At 72.6% G+C, this 15,718-nt stretch carries 16 protein-coding genes; 10 read left to right on the plus strand and 6 right to left on the minus strand.

Annotated elements, in window-relative coordinates; translation table 11 throughout:
- Positions 1–237 precede the first annotated feature (237 nt).
- The 6 genes from AC5P09_RS39225 (at position 238) to mug (ending at position 5,825) form a co-directional block, all read left to right on the plus strand.
- Complete coding sequence (locus AC5P09_RS39225) at positions 238–1,572, plus strand: hemolysin family protein (RefSeq protein WP_493878474.1); 1,335 nt, start codon at positions 238–240, stop codon at positions 1,570–1,572.
- The gene (locus AC5P09_RS39230) at positions 1,569–2,582 is read left to right on the plus strand and encodes a hemolysin family protein (RefSeq protein ID WP_493878475.1); all 1,014 of its coding nucleotides are present in this window, start codon (positions 1,569–1,571) and stop codon (positions 2,580–2,582) included. Before AC5P09_RS39225 ends, AC5P09_RS39230 begins: the two co-directional genes overlap by 4 nt.
- Before the next feature lie 68 nt (positions 2,583–2,650).
- Positions 2,651–3,433, plus strand: coding sequence for an SGNH/GDSL hydrolase family protein (locus AC5P09_RS39235; protein WP_493878476.1), 783 nt, complete (start codon positions 2,651–2,653; stop codon positions 3,431–3,433).
- Between the two features lie 6 nt (positions 3,434–3,439).
- Entirely contained in the window at positions 3,440–3,781 is a 342-nt protein-coding gene (locus AC5P09_RS39240) for a DUF4326 domain-containing protein (protein WP_493878477.1), read from the plus strand.
- Positions 3,782–3,840: 59 nt separating this feature from the next.
- Positions 3,841–5,283 carry an adenylosuccinate lyase gene (gene purB / locus AC5P09_RS39245; protein ID WP_493878478.1) on the plus strand — a complete coding sequence of 481 codons (1,443 nt, stop codon included), beginning with the start codon at positions 3,841–3,843 and terminating at the stop codon, positions 5,281–5,283.
- The gene (gene mug, locus AC5P09_RS39250) at positions 5,280–5,825 is read left to right on the plus strand and encodes a G/U mismatch-specific DNA glycosylase (protein ID WP_493878517.1); all 546 of its coding nucleotides are present in this window, start codon (positions 5,280–5,282) and stop codon (positions 5,823–5,825) included. Before purB ends, mug begins: the two co-directional genes overlap by 4 nt.
- 104 nt (positions 5,826–5,929) lie before the next feature.
- Here the strand turns inward: mug and AC5P09_RS39255 are convergent, their stop codons facing one another.
- The 4 genes from AC5P09_RS39255 to AC5P09_RS39270 all read right to left on the minus strand — a co-directional run bounded on the left by AC5P09_RS39255 (position 5,930) and on the right by AC5P09_RS39270 (position 9,364).
- A complete protein-coding gene (locus tag AC5P09_RS39255; protein WP_493878479.1) occupies positions 5,930–7,090 on the minus strand; it encodes an FAD-dependent monooxygenase in 1,161 nt (386 codons plus the stop codon).
- Positions 7,091–7,204: 114 nt separating this feature from the next.
- Positions 7,205–7,645: a hypothetical protein gene (locus AC5P09_RS39260; protein ID WP_493878480.1), complete on the minus strand. Its 441-nt coding sequence runs from the start codon at positions 7,643–7,645 to the stop codon at positions 7,205–7,207.
- 56 nt (positions 7,646–7,701) lie between these two features.
- The gene (locus tag AC5P09_RS39265) at positions 7,702–8,427 is read right to left on the minus strand and encodes an ABC transporter permease (protein ID WP_493878481.1); all 726 of its coding nucleotides are present in this window, start codon (positions 8,425–8,427) and stop codon (positions 7,702–7,704) included.
- 1 nt (position 8,428) lies between these two features.
- Positions 8,429–9,364: an ABC transporter ATP-binding protein gene (locus AC5P09_RS39270; protein ID WP_493878482.1), complete on the minus strand. Its 936-nt coding sequence runs from the start codon at positions 9,362–9,364 to the stop codon at positions 8,429–8,431.
- Positions 9,365–9,472: 108 nt separating this feature from the next.
- Between AC5P09_RS39270 and AC5P09_RS39275 the strand changes: the two genes are divergently transcribed.
- From AC5P09_RS39275 to AC5P09_RS39285, 3 genes are all read left to right on the plus strand, one after another.
- Complete coding sequence (locus AC5P09_RS39275) at positions 9,473–10,642, plus strand: sensor histidine kinase (RefSeq protein WP_493878483.1); 1,170 nt, start codon at positions 9,473–9,475, stop codon at positions 10,640–10,642.
- 14 nt (positions 10,643–10,656) lie between these two features.
- Entirely contained in the window at positions 10,657–11,319 is a 663-nt protein-coding gene (locus tag AC5P09_RS39280) for a response regulator (RefSeq protein ID WP_493878484.1), read from the plus strand.
- A gap of 181 nt (positions 11,320–11,500) precedes the next feature.
- On the plus strand, positions 11,501–12,658 hold the full coding sequence (locus AC5P09_RS39285) for an ROK family transcriptional regulator (RefSeq protein ID WP_493878485.1): 1,158 nt from the start codon (positions 11,501–11,503) through the stop codon (positions 12,656–12,658).
- A gap of 103 nt (positions 12,659–12,761) precedes the next feature.
- Here the strand turns inward: AC5P09_RS39285 and AC5P09_RS39290 are convergent, their stop codons facing one another.
- Together AC5P09_RS39290 and AC5P09_RS39295 are read right to left on the minus strand one after the other, a co-directional pair.
- Positions 12,762–13,523 (minus strand): GntR family transcriptional regulator, encoded by a 762-nt coding sequence (locus AC5P09_RS39290; protein WP_493878486.1) that lies wholly within the window; start codon positions 13,521–13,523, stop codon positions 12,762–12,764.
- 194 nt (positions 13,524–13,717) lie between these two features.
- Complete coding sequence (locus AC5P09_RS39295; protein ID WP_493878487.1) at positions 13,718–14,605, minus strand: RNA polymerase sigma-70 factor; 888 nt, start codon at positions 14,603–14,605, stop codon at positions 13,718–13,720.
- 168 nt (positions 14,606–14,773) lie between these two features.
- On the opposite strand from AC5P09_RS39295, the gene AC5P09_RS39300 reads away from it, so the two are divergent.
- Positions 14,774–15,604, plus strand: coding sequence for an alpha/beta fold hydrolase (locus AC5P09_RS39300; RefSeq protein WP_493878488.1), 831 nt, complete (start codon positions 14,774–14,776; stop codon positions 15,602–15,604).
- The last annotated feature ends 114 nt before the right edge of the window (positions 15,605–15,718 follow it).

A 15,718-nucleotide genomic window follows, 5' to 3' on the forward strand; every position in this document is an offset into this window, starting at 1 on the left:
GATCGGCGCCCGCCGCGGAGCGGCTGATGTCACTGCTGCCCCGCGTCTGCGGCATGATCCGCCGGACAGGCCCTAGGGAACCGGCCACCGAACGAACTCTTTTGCCCATCCTTTAATCTTGGTGGGCCACTCGGTCCTCCATGAAAGGTGTGAGCGTCCGCCCATGGGCGAACCTCCCAGTACGCGACATCGCGCGATCCTCCCTGCCCTGCCCGACCATGGGACGGAGGTGACCCGATGACGGAAGTGCTTCTGCTGCTGGTGGCGATCCTGCTCTCGCTGATCTGTGGTGCCTTCGTCGCCGCGGAGTTCTCGCTGACCACCGTCGACCGCGGCGATCTGGAGCGCGCGGTCGAGCGCGGCGAGCGGGGCGCGGCCGGGGCCCTGAAGGCCGTACGCAGCCTCACCTTCCAGCTCTCCGGCGCGCAGCTCGGCATCACGGTCACCAACCTGGTGGTCGGCATGCTCTCCGAGCCGTCGATCGCCGCGCTGATCGCGGGCCCGCTGGAATCGGCCGGCGTCTCCCGCTCCACGGCGAGCTCCCTGGCCCTGGTGCTCGGTACGGCCCTGTCGACGGTGTTCCTGATGGTCGTCGGCGAACTGGTGCCGAAGAACTGGGCGATCTCCTCGCCGCTGGCCGTGGCCAAGCGGGTGGGCAACGCGCAGCGCTGGTTCAGCGCCGCGTTCCGCCCCTTCATCACCCACCTCAACAACACCGCCAACCGTGCGGTGCGCCTCTTCGGGCTGGAGCCCGCCGAGGAGCTGGCCTCGGCGCGCGGGCCGCAGGAGCTGGCCGCGCTGGCCCGGCACTCGGCCCGGGAGGGCGCCCTGGAGGCGGACACCGCCGAGCTCTTCGTACGGACGCTGAACCTCGCCGACCTGACCGCGGAGAACGTGATGACTCCGCGCGTGCAGGTCATCGCCCTGGACGTCCAGGCGACCTGCGAGGACGTGGCGAACGCGACCCGGGCGACCGGCCTGTCCCGGTTCCCGGTCTACCGCGGCAACCTCGACTCGGTCGTGGGCACCGCGCACATCAAGGACGTCCTGGCGGTGCCCGCGGAGCTCCGCACCCGCGTGTCCGTGTCCGAGCTGATGCGCGAGCCGCTCCTGGTCCCGGAGTCCCTCACCGTCGACCGGCTCCTGGACCGGCTGTCCGGCAAGCGCACGATGGCCGTGATCATCGACGAGTACGGCGGCACGGCGGGCGTGGCCACGCTGGAGGACATCGTCGAGGAGGTCGTCGGCGAGGTGCGGGACGAGCACGACCCGCACGAGACGCCCGACCTGGCCCGGGCCGGCACCGACGACGAGGGCCGCGCCCTGTACTCCGCGGACGGCTCCACCCGCACCGACCAGCTCGCCCGCGTCGGCCTGAGGGCCCCCGAGGGGCCGTACGAGACCCTGGCCGGCCTCGTCGCGACGGAGCTCGGCCGCATCCCCGCCGTCGAGGACCGGGTCGAGGTCGCGGGCTGGCTGCTGGACGTGGTGGACGCGTCGGGCCGCAGGGCCGCGCGGCTGCTGCTGCACGCACCGCTGCATGAAGGGATGACGGAGGTGGAGGGCAAGTGACCGCCGTTCAGTTGCTGATCGGTCTGGCGACCCTCGTCGTCAATGCCTTCTTCGTGGGCGCGGAGTTCGCGCTGATCTCCGTACGCCGCAGCCAGATCGAGCCGCATGCCGACCAGGGCGACCGGCGCGCGAAGAGCGTGCTGTGGGGTCTGCAGCACGTGTCCGCGCTGATGGCGGCCGCACAGCTCGGCATCACGCTGTGCACCCTGGTCCTGGGTGTGGTCGCGGAGCCGGCCATCGCGCATCTGCTGGAGCCGGTGTTCCATGCCATGGGTGTGCCCGCCGGCGCCGGGCACGCGGTCTCCTTCGTGATCGCGCTGACCCTGGCGACGTATCTGCACATGCTGCTCGGCGAGATGATCCCGAAGAACATCGCGCTCGCGGAGCCGGTGCGCAGCGCGCTGGTGCTCGGCCCTCCGCTGGTCGCCCTGTCCCGGGCGCTGCGGCCGGTGATCTTCACGATCAACGCCTTCGCCAACACCCTGCTGAAGCTCCTCAGGGTCGAGACCAAGGACGAGGTCGCGGCCACCTTCTCGGACGCCGAGCTGGCCCGGATCGTACGGGACTCCGGCGAGGCGGGGCTGATCGACGACCGTGCGCGGGAGCGGCTGCACGACGCGCTGGAACTGGGGCGCCGGCCGGTGCGGGACGTGGTGCTCCCCCTGGAACGCGTCGTCTACGCGCGCGTGGGCATCACTCCGGAGCAGCTGGAGCAGCTCTCGGCCGAGTCCGGGTTCTCCCGCTTCCCGGTGGTGGACGACGGGCGCCGCATCGTCGGCTACCTGCATGTGAAGGACGCGCTGGACGCCGCTCCGCGGAACGTGCCGTTCCGGGTGCAGGACATGCGGCCCAGCGCCCGGGTGCGGGAGAGCACCCCGCTGGACGACGTCCTGACGGCGATGCGGGGCAGCCGTACGCATCTCGCGGCCGTGCTGGGCTCCGACGGGCGGCTGACCGGTCTGGTGACCATGGAGGACGTGCTGCGGGAGCTGTTCGGGCAGCGGGCCTGATCGGTGAGGTGCGGGGGCCCGGGCCGACCGACCGGCGGGTATGGCCCCGGGTTACCATCTGTGACGCCATGCAGAAGAACCCCACGTACACCAGCCTGGTCTCGGTCGGCGACTCCTTCACCGAGGGCATGTCGGACCTGCTGCCGGACGGCAGCTACCGGGGCTGGGCCGACCTGCTCGCCGGGCGGATGGCCGCCCACTCCCCCGGCTTCCAGTACGCGAACCTCGCGGTGCGCGGCAAGCTGATCGGGCAGATCGTCGCCGAGCAGATCGACGTGGCGGCGGCCATGCGGGCCGACGTGGTCACGCTGGTCGGCGGGCTCAACGACACGCTCCGGCCCAAGTGCGACATGGGGCGGGTGCGCGCGCTGCTGACGGAGGCCGTGGAGCGGCTCGCCCCGTCCTGCGAGCAGCTGGTGCTGATGCGCAGCCCGGGGCGCCAGGGCCCGGTCCTGGAGCGTTTCCGGCCGCGCATGGAGGAGCTGTTCGAGTGCATCGACGGCCTCGCCGAGAAGCACGGCGCGCTGGTGGTCGACCTGTACGGGGCGCCGTCGCTCGGCGATCCCCGGATGTGGGACGTGGACCGGCTGCACCTGAGCGGCGAGGGGCACCGGCGGGTCGCGGAGGCCGTGTGGCAGGGGCTCGGCTACGAGCCCGAGGACACCGAGTGGCGCACACCGCTGCCCCTCACACCACCGCCGGGCTGGGCCGCCCGCCGGGTCGCGGACGCCCGCTTCGCCCGCCAGCACCTGCTGCCGTGGATCGGCCGCCGCCTGACGGGCCGCTCCTCGGGCGACGGACTCCCGCCGAAGCGGCCGGAGCTGTCGCCGTACGAGGGGCCCGCGGAGTAACCCGCCATGGCCACGCGGGTGATCAACGTCAGGGGCCGGCTCCACGAGTACGGCCCCCGGCTGGAACACGCCCCGGCGGACGTGGTCTACGTCGGCCGCCGCTGGACCATGGGCGGCTGGGACCTGCCCCGGCACCCGTTGTACAACCCGTTCGCCTACGACACCCCGGCGAAGCGGCGGGACGGCACCCGGGCGGAGGTCATGGCGAAGTACCGGGCGTACCTCCTCGAGCGGCCCGGGCTGCTGGAGCTGGTGCCGCCGCTGCGCGGGAAGGCGCTGGCCTGCTGGTGTGCGCCGGAGTTGTGCCATGCGGAGGTGCTGGCGGAGCTCGCGGAGACGCTCTCGTAGGTTCCGACAAGGGCACCCGTGGCGCTGGCCTGCAGGAATCGCCAGTAGAATCCGTACACGTGACTTCCGCTCCCGCCAAGCCCCGCATCCCGAACGTCCTCGCCGGACGCTACGCCTCCGCCGAGCTCGCCACGCTCTGGTCGCCCGAGCAGAAGGTGAAGCTGGAGCGTCAGCTCTGGCTCGCCGTGCTGCGGGCCCAGAAGGACCTCGGGATCGAGGTGCCGGACGCGGCGATCGCCGACTACGAGCGCGTCCTCGACCAGGTCGACCTGGCCTCGATCGCCGAGCGCGAGAAGGTCACGCGGCACGACGTGAAGGCGCGGATCGAGGAGTTCAACGCCCTCGCCGGGCACGAGCACGTGCACAAGGGCATGACCTCCCGGGACCTCACCGAGAACGTGGAGCAGCTGCAGATCCGGCTCTCCCTGGAGCTGGTGCGCGACCGTACGGTGGCCGTGCTGGCGCGGCTCGGGAAGCTGGCGGGCGAGTACGGCGAGCTGGTCATGGCCGGCCGTTCGCACAACGTGGCCGCGCAGGCGACGACCCTCGGCAAGCGGTTCGCGACCGCGGCCGACGAGCTGCTCGTGGCGTACGGCCGGGTCGAGGAGCTCCTCGCCCGCTACCCGCTGCGCGGGATCAAGGGCCCGGTCGGTACGGCGCAGGACATGCTGGACCTGCTGGGCGGGGACGCGGGCAAGCTGGCGGATCTGGAGCAGCGGATCGCCGGGCACCTGGGCTTCTCGCAGGCGTTCACCTCGGTCGGCCAGGTCTACCCGCGCTCGCTGGACTACGAGGTGGTGACCTCGCTGGTGCAGCTGGCGGCGGCCCCGTCGTCGCTGGCGAAGACGATCCGCCTGATGGCCGGGCACGAGCTGGTGACCGAGGGCTTCAAGCCGGGCCAGGTCGGCTCGTCCGCGATGCCGCACAAGATGAACACCCGTTCCTGCGAGCGCGTCAACGGCCTGATGGTCATCCTGCGCGGATACGCGTCGATGACCGGTGAGCTGGCCGGCGACCAGTGGAACGAGGGGGACGTGTCCTGCTCGGTGGTGCGCCGAGTGGCCCTCCCCGACGCGTTCTTCGCGCTCGACGGTCTGCTGGAGACGTTCCTGACGGTGCTCGACGAGTTCGGCGCCTTCCCGGCCGTCGTCGCCCGTGAGCTGGACCGCTACCTGCCGTTCCTCGCCACCACCAAGGTGCTGATGGGCGCGGTGCGCGCCGGCGTCGGCCGTGAACTCGCGCACGAGGCGATCAAGGAGAACGCGGTCGCCTCCGCGCTGGCGATGCGCGAGCAGGGCGCCGAACGCAACGAACTGCTGGACAAGCTGGCCGCCGACGAGCGCCTTCCGCTCGACCGTGCCCAGCTGGACGCGCTGATGGCCGACAAGCTGTCCTTCACGGGCGCCGCGGCCGACCAGGTCGCCACGGTCGTCGGCCGCGTCGAGGAGATCGTGAAGCAGCGCCCGGAGGCCGCGGGTTACACCCCCGGAGCGATCCTCTGACCCGCTTCACTCCCGAGGAGTTGGAGGCCGCCCGCGACCGTCTGGTACCGGACGTCGTCGCGGACGGCCTCCGCGTGCTGTTCTGCGGCATCAACCCCGGCCTCATGACGGCCGCGACGGGCCACCACTTCGCCCGCCCCGGCAACCGGTTCTGGCCGGTGCTGCACCTGTCCGGGTTCACGCCGAGGCTCCTGAAGCCGTCCGAGCAGCAGGAGTTGCTGTCGTACGGGCTCGGCATCACGAACGTCGTGGCCCGGGCGAGCGCGCGGGCCGACGAGCTGAGCGCGGAGGAGTACCGGGAGGGCGGGCGGCTGCTGGCACTCAAGGTGGCCCGGCTGCGGCCGCGTTGGCTGGCCGTCGTCGGGGTCACCGCCTACCGGGCCGCGTTCGACGACCGCAAGGCCCAAGTGGGGCCGCAGGAGCGGACGATCGGGGACACGCGGGTGTGGGTGCTGCCGAATCCGAGCGGGCTGAACGCGCACTGGACGGCCGCGACGATGGCAGAGGAGTTCGCGCGGTTGCGGGTGGCGGCGGAAGCTTAGGGCAGGCGGCGGGGGCGGAGGCTCAGAGGCGGGGGCGGAGGCTCACAGACAGGGCGGAGGCTCACAGGCGGGTCCGGAGGGCAAAGGCAGGTCCTGGAGGCGCCCTAGAGGATGTCGGCGCCCCACGCCGTCGCCTGCGGCAGGAACCTGTTCTTGGCCGCGTGGGCCGCCATGCGGGCGTTGCGCGCCTGGGCCTCGGGGCCGTCCGGCAGGTGGAACTCCTCGCCCGCCCGCGCGGAACCGGCCTGCACGTCGGTGGCGGTCGCCAGCCGTCGGCTCACGTACCGGTCGAGCGCGTCGGGTACGTCGGCCGGGGTCGCACCCGTGAGGGCGTCGCCGAGTACGGCCGCGTCCAGGATCGCCTGTGCCGCGCCCTGCGCCTGGAACGGCACCATCGCGTGGGCGCTGTCGCCCAAGAGAGTCACCCGTCCGATGTTCCATCGGGCGAGCGGGGCACGGGTGTAGAGGCCGTAGCGGAACACCTGTCCCGCGCGTTCCAGGACGTCGAGCACGCGGGGGTCCCACCCGTCGAACTCCCGCAGTTGCTCTCCCGGTTCCGCCCGAGCGGTCCACGACTCCTGCGCCGCCTCTGTCCCGAACACGGCCACGACGTTGAGCAGTTCCCCGCGACGCACCCGGTAGTGGACGAAGTGCCGGCCCGGTCCGAGCCAGACGCCGAGTTCCGGCAGGTCCAGGTCGGCCACCTGGTCGGCCGGGAGTACCGCCCGGTAGGCGGCGGTTTTCGAGAACACCGCCTCGTCCGCGCCGAAGAGCCACTGGCGGGCCGCGGACCGTATCCCGTCGGCTGCCACAACCAGGTCCGCGCGCAGGTGCTCGCCGCCGGCCGTGGTCACGTAGGCGACGTCGTCGTCCTGGTCGATTCCAACGACAGCCGTGTTCAGGCGCACCGACCGGGGCGGCACCGCGGCGGCCAGGGCCTGCTGGAGATCGGCCCGGTGGAGCAGGAGGTAGGGCGCCCCGAACGCGTCCTCGACCTCGCGGCCCAGCGCGTAGCGGCAGATCTCCGCTCCGTCGGACCAGGTGCGGAAGCTCAGGTGGGAGGGGCGGGCGGCGTGCGCGGCGACCTCGTCGAGGAGGTCGAGTCGGCGCAGCACGCGGGTGGCGTGGGGCGCGAGTTGGATCCCGGCTCCGATCTCGGTGAACCGCGGCGTCTGCTCGACGAGTGTGACCTCATGGCCGGCGCGGCGCAGGCTCAGCGTCGCGGCCAGTCCCCCGATGCCCGCCCCTACGACGATCGCCCGCATGCCACGACCTCACTTCGACGCCAGTCGCGTGCCCCTCTCCCGACCGGCGGCCCTGCCGAACACGGGGGCGTCGGTCAACCGGAGACGTCCGAAATGGCCGGTAACAGCGCTCGGTCACGGCGGGTCGATCTCCGTGACCACGGCGAGGAGTCGGACCTCGTCGGACGGGTTCAGGTCGGCGACGGCCACCCCGACCCAACGGCCGGTGCCCTCCGCCTCCCACACGTACGCGAGGCGTGCGTCCGAGCTGAGCATCGCCCAGGGCTCGGGTATCTCCTCCCGCTCGGTACGCAACAGGGTGGTCTGCAGGCTCATTGGTGCCGTGTGTCCCCAGCGCGGCGCCAGCAGTTCGTACAGGGCGTCCCGGTCCTTTTCGTACTGCTCCACCGTCGTGGCGCGCACCCCGCATTCGCTGTCCGCCGCACCCTGGCTTCTCTCTAACACCGCGACGTGGTACCCGGGTCCCTCCACGCCGACGTCCGACGAGCCGCGCTCCACCGGAAAGGGTCGGAAGCACAGCTCGTCGATGAGCGCGATGTGCCGTGCGATGTTCATGTGGTCCAGTAAACCCGGCGCCACTGACAATTGGTGTGGCGTCAGGCATACCGGCGTCAGGCGTCCCGGCGCCGCACGCTCCACGCCCCCGCCAGCAGCGCCGCCGCCGTCCACAGCGCGGTCACCGCGAGCCCGGACCACGGGCCCAGTGGGCCGTCGTACGTCTGGTGGAGGACCACCTGGCCGGCCCTGTCGGGCAGGAAGTCGGCGACGGTGCCCGCCGCGTCCCCGACGACGAACGAGACGACGAGGATGAACGGGATCAGAAGGGACAGCGTGGCGACTCCGCTGCGCAGCAGGGCAGCCAGACCGGCCGCGAACAATGCCATCAGCATCAGGTAGATCCCGCCGCCCACGACCCCGCGCAGCTGCTCCTCGACGGTGAGCCCGCTCGCCGCTTCGCCGAGGCCGGCCCGTGCCACGACGAGGGCGACGAAGGCGGTGAGCAGTCCCACGAGGAGGGCGGGTACGGCGATCGCGGTCACCTTGGCGGCGAACCAGCGTCCGCGCTGCGGCACCGCGGCGAAGGTCAGCCGGAGCCCACCCCCGTGGAGTTCTGACGACACGGCCATCGCACCGAAGGAGATCGCGGCGATCTGGCCGGGCGCGACCCCGGACAGCGCCATGAACAACGGGTCGAACTCGGGGTCGGACGTCTCGGAGACCCCGGCGATGGCGGAGAAGGCGGTGGTCGCGGCGAACACCGCCAGCAGTGCTCCGCACAGCGAGCGCAGTGTGCGGATCTTCAGCCACTCGGCGCGCAGAACGGGTGCGAACGACATGTCAGGCCTCCTGCGGCTGCGTCGCGGACGGGTGGGCGGCGAACTCGGCTTCCGGGGCCGTGAGATCGAGATAGGCCTGTTCCAACGTGCCTTCCACAGCAGCCAGTTCGAGGACCGGCACGCCCGCGCTCGACATGAGGCGGCCGATGTCGTCCACGCGCGCGTGGTGCACGGTCCAGTGCCCGTCCTCGTGCTGCTCGGCGTCGTGGCCGTGCCGGGCGAGGACCGCCTTGAGCGCGGTGGGGTCCGATGTACGGATGCGTACGCGGGGCCGCACGCGCGCATGGATGAACTCCCGCATCGGGGTGTCGGCGAGCAGGCGGCCGCGGCCGAGGACCACGAGATGGTCGGCGAAGGACGCGGTCTCGTTCATCAGATGGCTGGAGACCAGGACCGTGCGTCCCTCGGCCGCGAGCCGGCGCAGCAACTCGCGGATCCAGATGATGCCTTCGGGGTCGAGGCCGTTCGACGGCTCGTCGAGCATGACCACTTCGGGGTCGCCGAGCAGGGCGCCGGCGATGCCGAGCCGCTGGCGCATGCCCAGGGAGTACGTCCGCACCCGGCGCCGCGCCACCGAGGCGAGCCCGGTCTCCTCCAGCAGTTCGTCGACCCGGCGGTCCGGGATGCGGTTGCCCGCCGCCAGGGTGCGCAGGTGGTCGCGGCCGGTGCGGGAGCCGTGTGCGGCCTGCGCGTCGAGCAGGGCGCCCACCTGGTGGAGGGGTTCGCGCAGCGTGGCGTAGGCGCGGCCGCCGATCGTGGCGGAGCCGGAGGTCGGCCGGTCGAGGCCGAGCACCAGCCGCATGGTGGTGGACTTTCCGGCGCCGTTGGGGCCGAGGAAGCCGGTGACGCGGCCGGGCAGGACACGGAAGGTGAGGTGGTCGACGGCTCGTCGGGTGCCGTACTCCTTGGTGAGGTCCTGGACGTCGATGCTGGTCATGGCAGCAGCCTGGCCGCGGGGAGGGGGGCGGGGCCTCCCCCGCGCGTGGAGATCGTCTCCCCCGTGCGGGGGAGGTCCGTTGTCAGTGGCGGCTGGCACGATGACGAAATGGCCCGCATGCTGCGCCCGTTCGGTCGGGCGGTGACCTACACACGATTGCTGCATTTGTTCATCGCCATCGTGTGGCCGAGCATGTGGCTGTTCATCGAGGAAGCGTGGTGGACCTGGGTGGTGGCGGCCGCGGTGCTCGTCCCGGTCGGGCTGGTGCCCGCGATGCGTACCGTGGAGGGGCTGCAGGCCAGGCTGCTGCTGACCGGTCACCGGCCCGACAGTGAGAGCACCGACATCGTCGTCGCGCCGTCCGCCTCCTGGGGCGACCGGGGGCGGCTCGTCGTGTGGCTGGAGGCGCGGCTGCTGCTCGGCTGCGCGACCTCGTTCCTCACCGTCCAACTGCTCCTCGCTTCGGTGGACTTGGTGTCGTCGGCGTTCGGCCGTGACGTCGAGGAGGGTGTGCTGTTCCTCCTCGACGGCCACCAGTGGTGGCACGTGCTGCTCGTGCCCCTGGCGCTGGTCGCGCTGGCGGTGACCGTGGTCGCCCCGGGCCAGCTCATCACCGCACTCGCCCGCCGCCTCCTCGGCCCCTCCCCCGCCGAGCGGCTCGCCGCCATGGAGGAGCGCACCGAGCAGCTGCTCGAGCGCACCCGCATCGCCCGGGAACTGCACGACTCGATCGGCCATGCGCTGACCGTGGCCGTGGTGCAGGCGGGCGCCGCGCGCGCGGCCGGCGATCCCGCGTTCACGGACCGCGCCCTGGACGCGATCGAGGAGACCGGCCGGGCCGCGCTGGAGGACCTGGAGCGGGTGCTGGGCATCCTGCGGGAGTCGCAGCGGCCTGTCAGCAGTCGCCCGACGCTCACCGACGCCGACCGTCTGCTGGAGTCGGCCCGCGCCTCCGGGGCGAAGGTCGACATCGACGTGACCGGGCCCCTGGACACCGTGCCCGGACCGGTCTCCCGCGAGGGCTACCGCATCCTCCAGGAGTCGCTGACCAACGTGTTGCGGCACGCGGGAGCCGTCCCCGTCCGGGTCCGCATCGAGGTGGACGACAGCAGTCTCGGCCTGGAGGTCCGTAATCCGCTCACCGCCGACATACCCGGCCCCGGCCGGGGCAGCGGCCTGCGCGGCATACGCGAGCGCGCGGCCCTGCTCGGCGGCCGTGCGCACACCGGGCCGGACCAGGGCGACTGGCAGGTGCAGGTCGAACTGCCGTTGCGCTGATCTACGCTGGCCGGATGCCGGTCACCGTTCTCCTCGTCGACGACGAGCCGCTCGTACGTGCCGGTCTGCGGGCCGTGCTGGAGGCGCAGCCCGACATCGAGGTCGTCGGGGAGGCGGCCGACGGGGCGGCGGTGATCCCGCTGGTGCGGCAGCTGCGGCCCGACGTGGTCGCCATGGACGTACGCATGCCGCTCATGGACGGCATCGAGGCCACGCGCGCGGTGCTGCGGACGGTCGACGATCCGCCGAAGATCCTCGTGGTGACGACGTTCGAGAACGACGAGTACGTCTACGAGGCGCTGCGGGCCGGGGCCGACGGGTTCCTGCTGAAGCGGGCGCGTCCGGCCGAGATCGTGCACGCGGTGCGGCTGGTCGCCGAGGGCGAGTCGCTGCTGTTCCCGGCCTCGGTGCGGCAGCTCGCCGCCGAGTACGGCGACGACGGCGGCAACCGCGCGGCCCGCGCCGTGATGGAGCGCGCCCAGCTGACCGAGCGGGAGGCCGAGGTGCTGCGGCTGATGGCCCGCGGCCTGTCGAACGCGGAGATCGCCGCCCGGCTGGTGGTCGGGACGGAGACGGTGAAGTCGCACGTCAGCGCCGTACTGGCGAAGCTGGGGGCGCGGGATCGTACGCAGGCCGTGATCGCGGCGTACGAGTCGGGGTTCGTGGCGCCGGGCTGACCGGAACGCGTCGGCGGGCCGACGGCCCCAAGGACGGGAAACCCGCGGTGGGCCCGGACGGCCGACCGGCCGGATCCGGTCGGCGGGGCCGGGAGGCCGTCTCGCGCGTCCCGGCACTCGCCGGGGTCCGCCGCGCCGAGTACGATCCGGCCAACACGCGCACGAGCTGGGAGGACGGACGTTGGGGCGGCTGACCGGCGGGGATCCCTCGCTGCTGCGAAGGATCAACTCCGCGGTGGTGCTGCACGCGCTGCGCGCCACCGACTGCGCGACGCTGACCGAGATCACCCGGGTGACCGGACTGTCCCGGCCGACCGTCGAAGGTGTCGTCGAAGGGCTTATCGAGGCCGGTTACGTCGTCGAGAAGGCGGCCGACGAGAGCGTGGAGCGGCGGCAGGGGCGGCCCGCGCGGCGGTTCCGGTTCCGGGCCGAGGCCGGGCATCTGCTGGGGGTGGAGATCGGGGCGCACCGCGTGGCCGCGCTCCTGTCCGACCTGGACGGCCGGATCATCGGCGCGCAGGCCAAGGACGTCGACGAGACGGCCTCGGCGGACGAGCGCCTGGAGCGGCTGCGCACCGCGGTGGCCGAACTGCTGCGCCGGGCCGGGGTCGCGCGCGGCTCGCTGCGGGCCGTGGGCGTCGCCACGCCGGGGATCATCGAGGCGGACGGCACGGTCCGGCTGGGGACCGCGCTGCCCGAGTGGACGGGGCTGCGCCTCGGCGAGCGGCTGAGCCGCTCCTTCAAGTGCCCGGTGCTGGTCGAGAACGACGCCAACGCGGCGGCGGTCGCCGAGCACTGGAAGGGCTCCGCCACCGAGTCCGACGACATCGTGTTCGTGCTGGCCGGGCTGAGCCCGGGCGCCGGCGCGCTGATCGGCGGACAGCTGCACCGCGGCTACGGCGGGGCGGCCGGCGAGATCGGCGCCCTGCACCTGCTGGGCCGCGAGGTCACCCCGGAGACACTGCTGTCCACCACGGGCGAGCCCCTGCACCCGCTGGACGAGCAGGCGGTCGCCGCGGTCTTCGCGCAGGCCCGCGAGGGCGACCAGCGGGCCCGCGCGGCCGTCGACCGGTTCATCCAGCGGCTCGTGCACGACGTGGCGGCACTCGTGCTGGCCCTCGATCCGGAACTGGTCGTGGTCGGCGGCTGGGCGGCCGGACTGGACGGCGTACTGGAACCGCTGCGCAGTGAGCTGGCGCGCTACTGTCTGCGGCCCCCGAAGGTCGCCCTCTCGCTGCTGGGCGAGGCGGCCGTGGCCACCGGCGCGCTGCGGCTGGCCCTCGACCATGTGGAGGAGCAGCTGTTCGCGGTGGAGAGGACGATGACGGCCCGGCGGTGAGGGCCACCCGCACGGAACAGCGCCCCGCAGCCGGCTGCGGGGCGCTGAGCATGGCACTACGGCGGTCAGGACGCCCGGCGCTCCGGGGCACCGACCAGGTGACTCAGGAGGCCCGCCGCTCGGGTCCCTGGTGGATCTCCACGCCACCGGAGTCCCCGAAGGTCAGCCGGCAGGTGTCCGCGCGGTAGGTGGCGACGGAGACCGCGGCCGTGCGGCCCTCGGCGATGTAGCGGGTGGTGACGACGAGGACGGGCGCCCCGGGGAGCCGGTCCAGCTGCCGGGCGTCGTCCGCGCGGGCGGAGCCCAGCTCGACGGCGCTCTCCTGGCCCTCCAGCTCCAGGCGCTGGAGCTCGCGCAGGACGGCACGCGCGCGTGCGACGCCGGCGGGCGCGTCTATGGCGGAGAGGTCGGGCACCGCCGACTCCGCGATGTAGAGCAGCTCGGCGGCGACGGGCTGGCCGTGGGTCGTGCGGGAGCGGCGCACCAGGTGCACGTTCTGCTCGGCGCCGGTCTCCAGGGCGGCCGCGACGGCCGCGGGCGGCACCTCCCGGGCGCAGTCGACGGGCTGCCAGTCGTCGCCGGCGGCTCCCGGCCAGACGTGCTGCTCCGTGCCGACGGCGACGCCCACGCGCGGCGGGGCGACGGTCGTACCGACTCCGCGGCGGCGCTGGAGGCGGCCTTCCAGTTCGAGCTGCTCCAGGGCCTGGCGGAGCGTGGCGCGGGCCACGCCGAAGCGGGCGGCGAGGTCGCGTTCGTTGGGCAGGATCTCGCCCACCGTGAACTCGGTGTCCAGTGCCTCACTCAGCACGGTCTTGAGATGCCAGTACTTCGGTTCCGGCACCGTTTCCAGCTGCGTGGTCCCCACCCTTGCCTCCGCAATCGCCGTTGTCCCGCGGCGTTTTAGCGCCCTTGTTTATTAAAGGTTGTTGCACTTCTCTGCGACCATAGGACGACCCCCACCCTTGGTCAAGACCAATCCTCGATCCCTGACGCAACGGACGACGGCGTTGCCGGGCAGCGTTCACGAGGCGTTCGTACGGCAGGGCCGGACGCCGGGCGTCAGCGGGCGGCCAGGGACCGCAGCTTGTCGGGGTTGCGGATGATGTAGACGGACTGGATGCGCCCGTCCAGGACGTCCAGCTGGAAGACGGAGTCGGGCTTGTCGCCGGACAGGACCAGGATGGCGGGCCCTCCGTTGAGTTCCAGGAAGCGGAAGGACAGGTCGGGGATGCCGCCCTTCTCCGCGACGCCGATCATGAAGCGGCCCACCTTGTCGGCCGTCTCCAGCACCCGCAGCGGCGCCTTCGCCTTGCCTCCGCTGTCACCCACGAGCCGCACATCCGGGGCGAGCAGGGACATCAGCCCTTCCAGGTCGCCCTCCCCGGCGGCGGCGAGGAACCGCTCGGTGAGGTCGCGGCGCTGCACGGGGTCGGCCTGGTAGCGCGGCCGGCGCTCCTCCACGTGCTTGCGGGCCCGCCCGGCGAGCTGCCGCACGGCTGCTTCGCCGCGCTCCAGCATGGCGGCGATGTCGGCGTACGGGTAGCCGAAGGCCTCCCTGAGGACGAACACCGCGCGTTCCAAGGGCGACAGCGACTCCAGGACGACGAGTACGGCGAGGGAGACGGAGTCGGCGAGGACCGCCCGCTCCGCGGTGTCGGGCACGGTGTCCCCGAAGTCGGTGACGTACGGCTCCGGCAGCCACGGGCCGACGTAGGTCTCGCCGCGTGCCTTGACCTGGCGCAGCCGGTCGATGGCGAGCCGGGTGGTGATCCGCACCAGATAGGCGCGCGGTTCGCGCACCTCGGTCCGGTCGGCGCCCGACCAGCGCAGCCAGGCCTCCTGCACGACGTCCTCCGCGTCGGCCACCCGCCCGAGCATGCGGTAGGCGACGCCCAGGAGGACGGGGCGGTGCTCTTCGAAGACGTCGGTCACTGTGTCGGCTGTCACGGCTCCATCCCAACGGACGCCCGCGGTCGTGTCCAGGCGATTGCGGTGCGCGCCGCCCCAGGAGCCCCAGCCCCAGAGACCCCAAGGGGCTACCCGCCGGTAGCAATTGCTGACAAGCTGTCTACGCCGCGTTCGTCAACGAGTTCCCCACCGTCGAGGAGCAGCCCCATGTCCGCCACCGTCGCCTTCGAGGTGCCCACCGCACAGGGCCCCCGGCCCGTCACCGTGTCCTACACACGCCGGGGCAGGGGCGAACCGCTGCTCCTGCTGCACGGCATAGGTCACCACCGGCAGGCCTGGGACCCGATAGTGGACATCCTCGCGACCGAGCGCGACGTGATCGCCGTGGACCTGCCCGGGTTCGGCGTCTCCCCCGCCCTGCCGGACGGCCTAGCGTACGACCTGCCCACGACCACCTCGGTGTTCGGCGCCTTCTGCGAGGCGATGGAGCTCGACCGACCGCACGTGGCGGGCAACTCGCTCGGCGGCCTCCTCGCCCTGGAGCTCGGCCGGGAGAAGCTCGTACGGTCGGTCACGGCCCTGTCCCCGGCCGGGTTCTGGTCGCAGGCCGAGCGGCGTTACGCCTTCGGCGTGCTCGTCACGATGCGGCGGATCGCCGAGCGGATGCCGCTCCCCATGGTCGAGCAACTGGCGCGCACGGCGGTCGGTCGCGCGGCCCTGACGAGCACCATCTACGCCCGGCCGACCCGCCGTTCGCCCGAGGCCGTCGTCGCCGAGACGCTCGCGCTGGCGCGGGCGACGGGATTCACGCAGACCCTCCGGGCCGGCACCAGCATCCAGTTCACCGACGACGTGCCCGGCCTCCCCGTCACCCTCGCCTGGGGCACGAAGGACCGGCTGCTCATCCGGCGCCAGGGCGTGCGCGCCAAGCAGATCATCCCCCGGGCACGGCTCGTGCGGCTGCCCGGCTGCGGGCACTGCCCGATGAACGACGACCCCGCGCTGGTCGCGCGCGTCATCCTCGACGGCAGCCGCTGAGGGGCCCGCCCCAGGGCACAAGGGACTTGAGGACCTCTCACCGACGGGTTGTCCTGCATCGCTGTGTGCGGCGAGTAGTTGACGGTGCGACCGGCCGTTGCGCGGTGGCTGTCA

The sequence above is a fragment of the Streptomyces sp. a15 genome, from assembly GCF_059026085.1.